This window comes from Halomonas huangheensis, from assembly GCF_001431725.1.
Classification (GTDB): domain Bacteria; phylum Pseudomonadota; class Gammaproteobacteria; order Pseudomonadales; family Halomonadaceae; genus Halomonas; species Halomonas huangheensis.
Genome location: NZ_CP013106.1, coordinates 1,144,625 through 1,157,548 on the forward strand (window position 1 = coordinate 1,144,625; position 12,924 = coordinate 1,157,548).

Consider the following 12,924-nt stretch of genomic DNA (forward strand, 5'->3'; position numbering starts at 1 on the left):
ATCGCAACCGATGCTCCTGCAGGGGGCACAGAGTGGAGACGACGTATGGCCTGGAATGAGCCTGGTGGCGGCAACGGCAACCAGCACGACCCCTGGAGTGGTGGGGGCCGCAAAGGCGGAAACGGTGGCGGTGGCAACCGTGGGGGAGACAATCAGGGACCGCCTGATCTGGATGAAGCGCTGAAGAAATTTCAGGACAAGCTCAACAACATGCTGGGTGGTCGCGGCGGGAAGCGCGGCGGTGGCGGCGGTAACAAGGGCGGCAGTGGTAAGCCACGTAACACTCTGGCCTTGCCTGGCCTGCTGCTGGTGATCGGCGCGGCTATCTGGGCAGCCAGTGGCTTCTATCTGGTCGACCAGTCCGAGCGTGGTGTGGTGCTGCGATTCGGTAAGTTCCAGGAAGTCGTCAACCCTGGTCTGCAATGGAATCCGCCGTTGATCGATGATGTGCGCATGGTCAACGTGACCCGTGTACGTTCCGTCAGTCAGACTCAGTCGATGCTGACCCAGGACGAGAACATTGTCTCGGTCGAGATCTCGGCGCAGTATCAGGTCGCTGATCCGCGTTCCTACATGCTCAATGTTCGCGATCCCGAGCTGTCTCTCGAAAATGCTCTGGATTCCGCACTGCGCCATGTAGTCGGTGGCACCGACATGATCGATATCCTGACCTCCGGTCGTGAGATTCTCGGTTCTGCGGTGGCGAGCCGTCTCCAGTCTTATCTGGATGCCTATGGCACTGGTATCCATCTTGTGACCCTCAACGTCGAGTCAACTTCACCGCCTGATGCGGTGCAGGATGCCTTCGATGACGTTATTCGTGCACGTGAGGATCGCCAGCGGACCATTAACCAGGCAATGGCCTACGCCAATGCGATTATTCCCGAGGCACAAGGTCAAGCCCAGCGTATTGTCGAGCAGGGCCAGGGTTATCGTGAGTCGGTCGTCGCCGAGGCGCGTGGTCAGGCCAATCGCTTCAGCGCATTGTTGACGCAATATCAGGATTCTCCGGAAGTGATGCGTGAGCGTCTCTACCTGGACGTGATGTCTGAGGTGCTCGGCCAGACCAACAAGGTCTTTGTCGATGTGCAGGAACAGAGCCCGTTGATGGTGCTGCCGATGGATCGCCTCGGTCGTGGTACCAGCGGTGCGGCCTCTGATCAGAGTGACACTCAACTCGATCCGCAGATTCTCGAGCGGATGCGAAATGAGGCAAGTGGCTCGAGTAGCAGCAGTTCAACTCGAAGCGAACGTGACACAGGTATCCAGAGAGAGGGTCGCTAGATGATCAATAATCGATCCCTGCTCATCGTTGGTGGCCTTGCTGCCGTGGCCTGGTTGGCCAGCAACAGCCTCTACGTGGTCGATGAAACCGAGCGTGCGGTCAAGCTGCGCTTCGGTGAAATCATTGAGGAAAATATCCAGCCCGGGCTGCACGCCAAGGTGCCGATCACCCAGACCGTGCGCAAGTTTGATACCCGCGTGCTGACCCTGGATACCGATACCAGCCGCTACCTGACTCAGGAGCAGAAGGCGGTCATCGTCGACTCCTACGTCAAGTGGCAGGTCATCGATCCGACGCGCTACTACGAGGCGACGGCGGGTGATGAGCTGATGGCGGTGCGTCTGATCCAGCCGCGTGTCGACGAGAGCCTGCGTAATGAGTTCGGTCAGCTGAATCTTCAGCAGATCATCTCCGAGAATCGTGATGAGCTGATGTCGGGGCCGACTCAGGAACTCGACAGGTTGATGCGCGATGAACTGGGTGTGGCGATTCTCGATATTCGCGTCAAGCGTATCGACCTGCCGGAAGACGTGTCTGCCGCCGTATACTCGCGTATGCGCTCCGAGCGTGAGCGCGAGGCCCGTGAGTGGCGCGCCCAGGGTGAGGAAGAGTCCGAGCGTATCAAGGCCAATGCCGATCGTCGGCGCCAGGTACTATTGGCCCAGGCCAATGAGCGTTCCGAGACCTTGCGTGGTGAAGGTGATGCCGAGGCGGCGGGTATCTACTCCCAGGCCTATAGCGCGGACGCCGAGTTCTTCTCTTTCTGGCGTAGCCTCAATGCCTATCGCGAAAGCTTCGGTGAGGATAGTGGCAACATGATGGTGCTGGACCCGTCCAGCGACTTCTTCCGCTACCTGAAGAGCCCGGATCAGCCCGAGGGTTGATCGTCAGCCGGATGCCGCTACGGCGGCATCCGGCAAATGATACCCGTGCTGAAGATGCCCCGTGCTGATGATGCATCGATTGCTGGTGTTGTTCGGGGTTCACCCGGCACGCAAACGTGATAGAATCCTTCAACCGGGCGTGGCCCGGTTTTTTTGTGGCCGTCGTTCTTGTGTTCCGGACCGCTTCTGCTCAGGTTTCAACCTCGAGGTTCCCGCCCCGTGGTTTCAGTCTCCGGGCTTCAGATCAGGCCGAGCAATGGCGTCGGAACTTTCGTTGATCGCTCGCAGGCGTGCATCTCTGTGTAGATGGTACGCTGATCCATGGTGTGCATTGTCTTGTATGCATGCTTTTCTGTGCGTGCGATTCAGGCTCATTGATCCAGGCAGGAATCTGACATGACCATCGCTGACCGCTGGCTCTTGCCCGACGGCATGGACGAGGTGCTGCCGCCTCAGGCCAGCCGTATGGAAGAGCTGCGCCGTGCGCTGCTCGACCTCTATCATCTGTGGGGCTATGACCAGGTCATGCCGCCTCCGGTAGAGTTCCTCGACTCTCTATTGACCGGTACGGGTACTGATCTCGACCTGCAGACTTTCAAGCTGACTGACCAGTTGACTGGTCGCATGATGGGCGTCAGCGCCGACGTGACACCTCAGGTAGCGCGTATGGATGCTCACTCTTTGAAGCGCGAGGGGCCCGTGCGGCTTTGCTACTGCACGAATGTGTTGCGCGCCAAGGCTGACAAGCATCAGGGTGGGCGCAGTCCTGTGCAGGTCGGTGTCGAGTTGTTTGGCCATGCCAGCCTGGCGGCGGATCTGGAGATCCTGCGTCTGGCGCTGGAAGGCCTTGCGGTGTCTGGTGCTCGTGAGATTCACCTGGCACTGGGCCATGTAGGCATCTACCGTAATCTGGTGTCGGCTGCTGCGCTCGATGCTCAGGGAGAGTACGCAATTTCCTCGGCATTGGCGCTGAAATCGCCATCTCAGCTGGATGAGGCAGTATCGCGCCTGATCAGCGACGCGGCGCTGGCGGACATGTTCCGTGCGCTGGGGGATCTGCATGGTGGCCCCGATGTGCTCGAAGTCGCGCGCGAGGCGTTCGCCGAAGCGCCGCAGGCCGTCAATGATGCGCTCGACAAGTTGTATGAGCTGTATCAAGGGGTAAGCGCTGAACATCCAGAGGTGGCCTGTTACTTCGACCTCGCCGAGTTGCGCGGTTATCAGTATCACACCGGTATGATGTTTGCCGCTTATGTCCCGGGCTATGGCCAGGCGCTGGTCAAGGGCGGGCGTTATGACGATACCGGTAAGGCCTTTGGCCGTGCCCGCCCGGCGACCGGACTGTCCATGGACCTCAAGGTGCTGGCGACGCTGGCTCCTCGAGAGCCGGAAGCCGATGGCATATGGGCTCCAGCCGATGAAGGGCAGGCAGGCTTGAATGAAGCCATTCAGGCGTTGCGTAGCCAGGGTCGTCGAGTGGTACAAGCGCTTCCGGGGCAGCGCACTGGAGCGGTGCAACATCTTTGCCGTGAGCAGTTGGTGGCTGGTAGCGAGGGCTGGACAGTTGAAGCCATCGAGCCACTCACGCAGTCAACCTGACCGTTATCAGGTAGGTCATTACAGATTTTCGGGGCGCCGGGGCGCGGCGCACACACCTTGAGGTGCGCCACGGCGCAACACAGAGAGACGAGAAAGCAATGGGCAAGAACGTAGTCGTACTGGGCACCCAGTGGGGTGATGAAGGCAAGGGCAAGGTCGTTGACCTGTTGACGGAATCCGCTTCCGCAGTGGTGCGCTTCCAGGGCGGACACAATGCTGGCCATACGCTGGTAATCGATGGTGAGAAGACCGTTCTGCACCTGATCCCGTCTGGCATCCTGCGTGAGGACAAGACCTGTGTCATCGGTAATGGTGTCGTGCTGTCTCCGGAGGCTCTGCTCAAGGAGATTCACGAGCTCGAGGATAAAGGCGTGCCAGTGCGCAAGCGCTTGCGCCTGTCGCCGGCTTGTCCGCTGATTCTCGATTACCATGTGCGCCTCGACCAGGCACGTGAGAAGGCGCGTGGCGTGGCCAAGATCGGCACCACCGGACGTGGTATTGGTCCTGCCTACGAGGACAAGGTCGCGCGTCGTGGACTACGTCTTGGCGACATGCTGCATCGTGAGCGCTTCGCCTCCAAACTCGGCGAAGTGCTGGACTACCACAACTTCGTGTTGACCCAGTACCACGGTGAGCCGCCGGTAGACTTCCAGGCCGTGCTCGACAGCGCTATGCAGATGGCCGAGGAACTGCGGCCGATGGTCGCCGATACCGTGAGCCTGGTGCATGACCTGCGCAAGAACGGTGACAACATCCTGTTCGAGGGTGCCCAGGGGTCGTTGCTGGATATTGACCACGGTACCTATCCGTTCGTGACCAGTTCAAACACTACCGCCGGTGGCACCGCGACCGGCTCTGGTGTCGGGCCGTTGTATCTGGACTATGTGCTGGGCATCACCAAGGCCTACACCACTCGTGTGGGCTCAGGCCCGTTCCCCACTGAGTTGTTCGATGAGCATGGCCGTCACCTGGCCGAGCGTGGCCACGAGTTTGGCGCTACCACTGGCCGCGCACGTCGCTGTGGCTGGTTCGACGCTGTTGCGCTGCGCCATGCGGTGCAGATCAACTCGGTTTCCGGTATCTGTCTGACCAAACTCGACGTGCTCGATGGTCTGGAAAATATCCGCGTCTGTGTTGGGTATCGCAGCAAGGATGGAGAGGTGCTCGACAACCCAGTGGACTCCGAGGGCTATGAAGCCATCGAACCGCTCTATCAGGACCTGCCGGGTTGGACGGAATCGACGCTTGGCGTCAAGCGTGTCGAGGATCTTCCTGCCAATGCTCGTGCCTACATCAGCTTCCTCGAGGAGCAGGTTGGTACCTCCATCGATATCATATCCACCGGGCCGGACCGCAACGAGACCATCGTGTTGCGTAACCCCTTCGGTAATTGATCGATACACTCAGTAGCAACTGGAGGCCGGCCATTGTGCCGGCCTCTGTGTACTCAGCGATCCTGCTGTGCCTGGTGAGCGCTCTGTATCAGCCAACTCTTCACGACCACAACGGGCTGCGAGACTGGGCGTTGGTTGCTCTGAAGAAGGAGGTAGGGCATTGCCTTGAGCGTCGGTTCGGCCACAATCTTCAGCAGCCCGAGGCGTAATTCCTCCTCAACCAGCAGAAGGCTCAACATCGCCACTCCCTGACCGGCAATGGCCGCCTGAATGGCATGACTTTCCTCTGAGTAACGGATGCCAGCCGCTGCCTCCCGTGCCTTGTGCCCGTTGGCATCTAGCCAGGCGTTCCAGTTCAACTCCATGGCGGGAGGGAGGTGCCAGTCGAAATGAATCAATGGCCACTGCGATATGTCACGGTTGGTCGCTGCCTTGAGTGTCGGGCTGGCGACGGGGGCGAATTGGTTCTCCAGCAGCAACGTGGCTTCCATGCCTTCATATGGGCCGCTGCCATAGCGAATCGCCAGGTCGACGGTTCCGGAATGGAGGTCGACGGGAGTATTGGAAGCATGAACGTGTAGATCAATATCAGGATGCTGTGCCTGGAAGCTCGCCAACCGTGGCACCAGCCACTTCGTCGCGAATGCCGGTGTCGTGGACAGAGTGACTGAAACCTTGCGTGGTTTGCGTAGACGCTCAACGGCCACAGCGATGGTATCGAAACCGCGGTGTACCGCTGTGAAGAGCTCCTGTCCATCTGCCGTCAACTCAACCGCTCGTACCTTGCGGAGGAACATTGGGCGCTCGAGGTCTTCCTCCAGAACACGGATGCGGTGACTGATCGCTGTTGCGGTGACCGCCAATTCCTCTGCAGCCTTCTTGAAACTATTCAGGCGTGCGGCTGCTTCAAAGGCACGCAGTGCGGTTAGAGAGGGAAGCCGATAGCTCATGTTCAGGTGATCTCACATCATCCAATGGATGAGAATATAGCCTTCTACCTAGCCATTGATCCATGTTCTTTATTTGATGTAAGTGACCGCAATTCATTTATCGCTCCGACGGAATGCGCTGCGGATAGCAAGGTTTCGATACTGAGCGATGATTGGTAGAGCCTGTAGCTCATCTGCTTTCGCCATTATCCAAACCCTGCCTGGTAGATTGCGTCGATTGAGATATCCAGCCTTTACTCAGGGTGTGATCACGCCGCGTGCCGCTTGATGGCGAGATTCATTACCGAAATAGCATAACCTTAAGCCGTCCTGATTCGGTCTTCTCTTAATGGTTTCAGTCGCTTGCTGCAATGCTGCGCTGCGACAAAAACTCCCGATTACCTCTTGTGCAGACTACCCACAAGAGGTAACACTGGTAGGCTGACAATTGAGGGATTCGCTGTACGGTCCTGCGGTATCCATGACAACAGTGCAGACTACCTTTTCGCCTCGCAGCAGAGGGGGCGTTGAAGGTGGCTTTGCGCCTGATGTTCACGGAATGCTGTTTTCCGACAAGTAGTCCCCGCGACACGCATAACAAAGCAATAACGTTGGCCACATGGGAGATCCATCGTGAAGATAGGAGCACCAAGGGAAAGGTACGAAGGTGAGGCGCGTGTCGCGCTGACGCCGGAAAGTGCCGGACACATTCAGAAACTGGGGCATGAATGCCTGATCGAGAGCGGCGCCGGCGAAAAGGCTGGGTTCTCTGACGCTGCTTATGAGCAGGCGGGCGTGACAGTGGTGGCAGATGCGGCAGCATTGTTCGATCAGGCCGATATTGTCGTCAAGGTGCGTGAACCGGATAACGAGGAAGCCGATCGTCTGCGTGAAGGCCAGACACTGATCAGCTTCTTCTGGCCGGCCCAGAACGAAGAAATGCTCGAGCGCTGTCGTGCTCGTAGCGCCAATGTCATTGCCATGGACATGGTGCCGCGTATCTCGCGCGCCCAGAAGATGGACGCCCTGTCATCCACGGCCAACATCGCGGGTTATCGAGCGGTCATCGAGGCCGGCAACCAGTTCGGGCGTTTCTTTACCGGTCAGGTCACCGCTGCGGGCAAGGTTCCGCCGGCCAAGGTGCTGGTCATTGGTGCAGGCGTTGCGGGTCTGGCGGCCATTGGTACTGCGAGTAGCCTGGGCGCAGTGGTACGTGCATTCGATGTGCGTCCTGAAGTCTCTGAGCAGATCGAGTCGATGGGCGCCGAGTTCCTGTTCCTCGACTTTGAAGACAGCGCGGATGGTTCTGAATCTGGTGGCTACGCGTCGCCATCCAGCCCCGAATTCCGCGAGAAGCAACTGGAGCTGTTCCGTCAGCAGGCTCCGGATATCGATATCGTGATTACCACCGCACTGATTCCTGGACGCCCGGCTCCGAAGTTGTGGCTTGAGGATATGGTGGCGGCCATGAAGCCCGGCTCCGTGGTTATCGACCTGGCGGCTGAAAAGGGCGGCAACTGCGATGCGACCGTACCCAACGAGCGTATCGTGACTGATAATGGCGTGGTCGTCGTCGGCTACACCGACTTCCCGTCACGCATGGCCACCCAGTCGTCGCTGCTGTACTCCACCAATATCCGTCACATGTTGACTGATCTGACTCCGGAAAAGGATGGCCAGATCGTACACGACATGGAAGATGACGTGATTCGTGGTTCCACTGTGACGCATCAGGGCGAAATCACCTTCCCGCCCCCTCCGCCCAAGGTCAAGGCCATCGCTGCGGCGAAGCCCAAACCGAAGGAGAAAGAGCCGACACCGCAAGAGAAAAAGGCTGCCGAGCATGCTGCCTTCGTTGCCCAGACCAAAAGACAGGTCGGTATGCTGGCTATCGGTGGTGTGCTGATGCTGTTGCTGGGTCAGGTGGCTCCAGCATCCTTCATGCAGCACTTCATCGTCTTCGTACTGTCGTGCTTCGTTGGCTTCCAGGTGATCTGGAACGTCAGTCATTCACTGCATACTCCGCTGATGGCAGTTACCAATGCCATTTCGGGCATCATCATTCTCGGGGCTGTGCTCCAGGTGGGGTCCGGTAACTGGTTGGTTGCCTTGCTTGCAGGGATTTCAGTGTTGATTGCGTCGATCAACATCGTCGGTGGCTTCCTCGTCACGCGTCGCATGTTGGCCATGTTCCAGAAGTCGTGAACCGCGGAGATACGATATGTTGGGTCATCAATTCGTAACCGCCGCGGCGATCGCGGCGAGTGTGCTGTTTATCCTCTCGTTGGGGGGATTGAGTAATCAAGAGAAGGCCAAGCGGGCTGTATGGTATGGCATCGCCGGGATGGGGCTGGCGGTGTTCTTCACCATGCTCGGCCCGGGTATCGGCGGCTACTGGCTGATGGTGCCGCTGATGCTGATCGGTGCCGCCATCGGCGCCGTGGTGGCGAAAAAGGTCGAAATGACCGAAATGCCGCAGTTGGTGGCGGCACTGCACTCCTTTGTCGGTCTGGCGGCCGTGTTCGTAGGCTGGAATGCCGAAATGGAGCGCGCACGGGTAGTGGCCATGCGTGCGGCTGGCGAGTCCATGGATAGCCTGTCGGCCTTTGCCGCGACTTTGTCGCACAAGACGCCGGCCGAGCTGACCTTCCTGCAGGTCGAGGTGGTGCTGGGTGTGTTCATCGGTGCAGTAACCTTTACCGGCTCGGTGATTGCCTTCGGTAAGCTGGCCGGCAAGATGGACGGCAAGCCGAAGCAGTTCCCCGGTGGCCATCTGCTCAACGCCGGTGCCGCAGCACTGTCGCTGGTGCTGGCCATTGCCTATCTCAATGGCGCAGGTTTCTGGACACTGCTGCTGATCGCCATCCTCGCGTTCTTCATCGGTTGGCACCTGATCATGGGTATCGGCGGCGCCGATATGCCGGTGGTGGTGTCGATGCTCAACAGCTACTCGGGTTGGGCCGCGGCAGCCATCGGCTTCACGCTGTCCAATGATCTGTTGATCGTGACCGGTGCGCTGGTCGGCTCCTCGGGTGCCATTCTCTCGTACATCATGTGCAAGGCGATGAACCGCAAATTCGTCAATGTCATCCTCGGTGGTTTTGGTGGCACCAGTGGTCCGGCGGCGGAGATCGAAGGTGAGCAGGTGTCGATCGATGCGGGAGGCGTGTCGAGCGCGCTGAACGACGCCGATAGCGTGATCATCGTGCCCGGCTATGGCATGGCCGTTGCCCAGGCGCAGAATGCGGTCAGTGAGCTGGTGCGTAAGCTGCGTGGGGCGGGCAAGGAAGTGCGTTTCGGCATCCACCCGGTAGCGGGTCGCCTGCCTGGCCATATGAACGTGCTGTTGGCCGAAGCCAAGGTGCCTTACGACATCGTGCTGGAGATGGACGAGATCAATGATGACTTCGCTTCCACCGACGTGGTGATCGTGATCGGCTCCAATGACATCGTCAATCCGGCGGCCCAGGAAGATCCCAACAGCCCGATCGCCGGTATGCCGGTACTGCGGGTCTGGGAGGCCAAGCAGGTGTTTGTCTGCAAGCGCGGCCAGGGAACGGGCTACTCCGGTATCGAGAACCCGTTGTTCTTCAAGGACAACACTCGGATGTTCTACGGTGATGCCCGCCAGAGTATCGATTCGCTGTTGCCGCAGTTGGACTGATACAGTACCAGTAGCGTAACGTCACGCTATTGCTATTGTAGAAACAGCATTGTAGAAACGGCATTGCGGAAACGCCCCTTTCGAGGGGCGTTTTTCGTTACAATCGCTTCATTCTTCTGGGTCTTGATGGGGCAACCATGATCGACGAGCGCATGACAGTAGCGGTATTGGGCGGGGGCAGCTTCGGCACGGCACTGGCCAGCATTGCGGCTGACAATGGCTATGAGGTGCGTCAGTGGCTGCGTGATGCCACATTGGTGAAAAGCATCAATGTGGATCACCGTAACCCCCGTTACCTGCCTGATTACGATATCAATACCTCGGTGGTCGCCTCCACGGATCTGGAATGGGTGTTGGAGAGTGCCGGTCTGGTGTTGGTTGCAATTCCCTCGAAGGCCTTTGCTGAAGTTGTGCGTCAGGCGCGCCCCTGGCTCAAGCCGGAGCAGATCCTGGTCAGCACCACCAAGGGCATCCAGCAGGAAGGCTTCAAGCTGATGAGCCAGATTCTCGAGGAAGAGACAGGGATCAGCCATGTCGGGGTGTTGTCCGGACCCAACCTTGCCTCGGAGGTGGCGCAGAAACAGCTGACTGCCACGGTGATTGCCAGCCACGATGCGGTGACCCGCTCCCGAGTTCAGGCCGCTCTCGGCTGCGATTACTTTCGCGTCTATGCCAGCAACGATCGCTACGGTGTCGAACTGGGCGGTGCTCTCAAGAATATCTACGCGATTGCTGCCGGCATGGCGGCATCGCTGGGAATGGGTGAGAACACCCGCAGCATGTTGATGACACGTGCTCTGGCCGAGATGAGTCGCTTTGCCGTGGCTCAGGGCGCCAATCCGATGACCTTCCTTGGCCTTGCCGGGGTCGGCGATCTGATCGTGACCTGTTCCTCGCAGTTGTCGCGCAACTACCGCGTCGGTTATGCCCTGGGCAAGGGTCAGAGCCTGGATGAAGCGGTAGACGCTCTTGGCCAGGTGGCCGAAGGCGTCAACACCGTGCGCCTGGTGCGTGAGAAAGCTCACGAGGAAGGGGTCTACATGCCGCTGGCCGAAGGCCTGTTCCAGGTGCTGTTCCGTGGTGTGCCCGCACGCGATATGGCGAAACTGCTGATGCAGAGCGAGCAGAGCAGTGACGTGGAGTTCGTGCTGTCACGTGAGGACGTACAACAGGATCAGCGTCAGCAGGACTCCTGACCGCGACCCTGTCCCCAATCATGGAGAGGAACAGATGATGGCCGCACCCTTGCTGATCATGCGTCACGGCGAGGCGTTGTCGGGATTTCCCGATGAACAGCGCGTACTGAGTGAACGAGGACGTGAGGAAGCCACTGCCATGGGCAGATGGCTGGCTGAGAGGCCAGATAGCGTCAAGCTGCGGGTAATCGCCAGCCCCTATACTCGAGCGCAGCAGACCGCCGCACTGGTCGCTGAACAATTTGCCACCACGCCGGATATCGACACCCTGGAGATCATCACCCCGGACGACGACCCCGAAGCCGTGGTCGAGTGGTTATTGACTCAGGCGGATGACACCCCGATATTGCTGGTCAGCCACATGCCACTGGTCGCGGTACTGACCGGCCTGCTGGTGGAAGGACGCAGCGACACCGGCGTGGGGTTCGCCACCGCAGCGGTTGCTGAATTGACGGGAGATGTCTGGGCCAGTGGCTGTCTGAGTCTGCGCAGCCTGACCACACCGGCGCAAGCAAAGGAATAGAAGAGGGAAGGACGAAGAGAAAAGAGTGAAGAGAAATGAGCGATGAGCACTTGCCACCATTCCTTTCGCGGGCACACTATCTTCCTTCTTCCTTCTTCCTTCTTCCTTCTTCCTTCTTCCTTCTTCCTTCTTCCTTCTTCCTTCTTCCTTCTTCCTTCTTCCTTCTTCCTTCTTCCTTCTTCCTTCTTCCTTCTTCCTTCTTCCTTCTTCCTTCTTCCTTCTTCCTTCTTCCTTCTTCCTTCTTCCTTCTTCCTTCTTCGCCGCCTATATCACCCCCGAAACACGCAGGATAAACACTCCCACCGTCACGGTAATGCTGGCTATCAAGGTTGTCATGGCGATGATATTGGCGGTCAGCGTTTCGTCGCTGCCCATGGCCTTGGCCATCACGAAGGCAGCGGCGGCAGTCGGACTGGCGAAGAACAGAAACAGCACTCCCAACTCGCGGCCTTCGAAGCCTGCCCACCAGGCCAGTGCCGTGGTGCCCAGTGGGATCACTACCATCTTGGCCAGGCTGGCGCTGATCGCGGTGCGGTATCCCTTGCGTAAGGCGCGAGTGGACAGCGTGGCACCAATACAGATCAGCGCCAGCGGTAGAGTCAGCGAGGCGAAATAGTCACCGGTGGTGTTGGCCCAGTCAGGGAGTTGAACACCCAGCATTGCCAATGGAGTGGCGGCGACCACCGAGATGATCAGTGGATTATGCAGGATGTGGCGAATGATGCTGCGCCAGTCGACGGTACTGCCTTCTCCACGAGGTTGGTAGGCGGCGAGAGCTATGACCGACAACACGTTGTAGGAAAGAATCACCACTCCCAGCAATAAGCTGCCGGTCGAGATGCCTGCGTCACCATACATGCCGGCTGCCAGAGCGAGACCTACGATACCGCAGTTACCGCGAAAGGCCCCCTGAATATAGACGCCACGCAGCGGCCGTTTGACGCGCAGGATGGCCCAGCCCCAACTGGCAGCGAAACTGATCAGTGTTGCCAGCGTGAAGAATCCCAATAGCAGCGGGTTGAAGGTGTTGGCGAGGTCTGCGTTGAGCAGGCTCAGAAAGATCATCGTCGGCAGGGTGCCGCGGAATACCAATCGAGAGGCGGTGTTGACGAAGGTCTGATCGATCCAGCCCAGGCGTTTGAGGCCAATGCCAATAAAGACCATGGCAAACACCGGCAGGCTGACGTCGAGGGTGCCGAGAAAAATGTCGAGTAGTGACATGCCTATGCTTGAATGCCCCGCAGATTGCAGTGGGAGTGAATCTCGCCGAGGTGATGCCAGCAGTGTAACCGGCATTGGATCGCAGAATCGATGGTGTAGAACTTTAGTCTAACTATACCATGGTCGCTCTTGTCAGTCAGCGGTGAGGTGTCTAGTTTGTCATTTGTATGATGTATGACATGAAGGCTGTTTGAATGCCTCATGTCGCTCCCAAAGAGACAAGAGGACA

At 58.6% G+C, this 12,924-nt stretch carries 10 protein-coding genes; 8 read left to right on the forward strand and 2 right to left on the reverse strand.

Annotated features, from left to right (window positions below):
* Positions 1 to 45 precede the first annotated feature (45 nt).
* The 4 genes from hflK to AR456_RS05235 all read left to right on the forward strand — a co-directional run bounded on the left by hflK (position 46) and on the right by AR456_RS05235 (position 5,162).
* Positions 46 to 1,284 (forward strand): FtsH protease activity modulator HflK, encoded by a 1,239-nt coding sequence (gene hflK / locus AR456_RS05220; protein ID WP_021820306.1) that lies wholly within the window; start codon positions 46 to 48, stop codon positions 1,282 to 1,284.
* Complete coding sequence (gene hflC, locus AR456_RS05225) at positions 1,285 to 2,169, forward strand: protease modulator HflC (RefSeq protein ID WP_021820307.1); 885 nt, start codon at positions 1,285 to 1,287, stop codon at positions 2,167 to 2,169.
* Between the two features lie 396 nt (positions 2,170 to 2,565).
* Positions 2,566 to 3,768 (forward strand): ATP phosphoribosyltransferase regulatory subunit, encoded by a 1,203-nt coding sequence (locus tag AR456_RS05230; RefSeq protein WP_021820308.1) that lies wholly within the window; start codon positions 2,566 to 2,568, stop codon positions 3,766 to 3,768.
* A 98-nt stretch (positions 3,769 to 3,866) separates the two neighbouring features.
* Positions 3,867 to 5,162 carry an adenylosuccinate synthase gene (locus AR456_RS05235; protein ID WP_021820309.1) on the forward strand — a complete coding sequence of 432 codons (1,296 nt, stop codon included), beginning with the start codon at positions 3,867 to 3,869 and terminating at the stop codon, positions 5,160 to 5,162.
* Positions 5,163 to 5,215: 53 nt separating this feature from the next.
* Here the strand turns inward: AR456_RS05235 and AR456_RS05240 are convergent, their stop codons facing one another.
* On the reverse strand, positions 5,216 to 6,112 hold the full coding sequence (locus AR456_RS05240; RefSeq protein ID WP_021820310.1) for a LysR substrate-binding domain-containing protein: 897 nt from the start codon (positions 6,110 to 6,112) through the stop codon (positions 5,216 to 5,218).
* A gap of 612 nt (positions 6,113 to 6,724) precedes the next feature.
* Between AR456_RS05240 and AR456_RS05245 the strand changes: the two genes are divergently transcribed.
* The 4 genes from AR456_RS05245 to sixA all read left to right on the forward strand — a co-directional run bounded on the left by AR456_RS05245 (position 6,725) and on the right by sixA (position 11,474).
* Positions 6,725 to 8,296, forward strand: a complete 1,572-nt coding sequence (locus tag AR456_RS05245; RefSeq protein ID WP_021820311.1) for a Re/Si-specific NAD(P)(+) transhydrogenase subunit alpha — start codon at positions 6,725 to 6,727, stop codon at positions 8,294 to 8,296.
* Between the two features lie 16 nt (positions 8,297 to 8,312).
* Positions 8,313 to 9,755, forward strand: a complete 1,443-nt coding sequence (locus tag AR456_RS05250; RefSeq protein WP_021820312.1) for an NAD(P)(+) transhydrogenase (Re/Si-specific) subunit beta — start codon at positions 8,313 to 8,315, stop codon at positions 9,753 to 9,755.
* A 137-nt stretch (positions 9,756 to 9,892) separates the two neighbouring features.
* Positions 9,893 to 10,951 carry an NAD(P)H-dependent glycerol-3-phosphate dehydrogenase gene (locus AR456_RS05255; RefSeq protein ID WP_021820313.1) on the forward strand — a complete coding sequence of 353 codons (1,059 nt, stop codon included), beginning with the start codon at positions 9,893 to 9,895 and terminating at the stop codon, positions 10,949 to 10,951.
* A 34-nt stretch (positions 10,952 to 10,985) separates the two neighbouring features.
* Positions 10,986 to 11,474 carry a phosphohistidine phosphatase SixA gene (gene sixA, locus AR456_RS05260; RefSeq protein ID WP_021820314.1) on the forward strand — a complete coding sequence of 163 codons (489 nt, stop codon included), beginning with the start codon at positions 10,986 to 10,988 and terminating at the stop codon, positions 11,472 to 11,474.
* Between the two features lie 264 nt (positions 11,475 to 11,738).
* On the opposite strand, the gene AR456_RS05265 is transcribed toward sixA, so the two are convergent.
* Complete coding sequence (locus AR456_RS05265; protein ID WP_021820315.1) at positions 11,739 to 12,695, reverse strand: AEC family transporter; 957 nt, start codon at positions 12,693 to 12,695, stop codon at positions 11,739 to 11,741.
* Between the last annotated feature and the right edge of the window lie 229 nt (positions 12,696 to 12,924).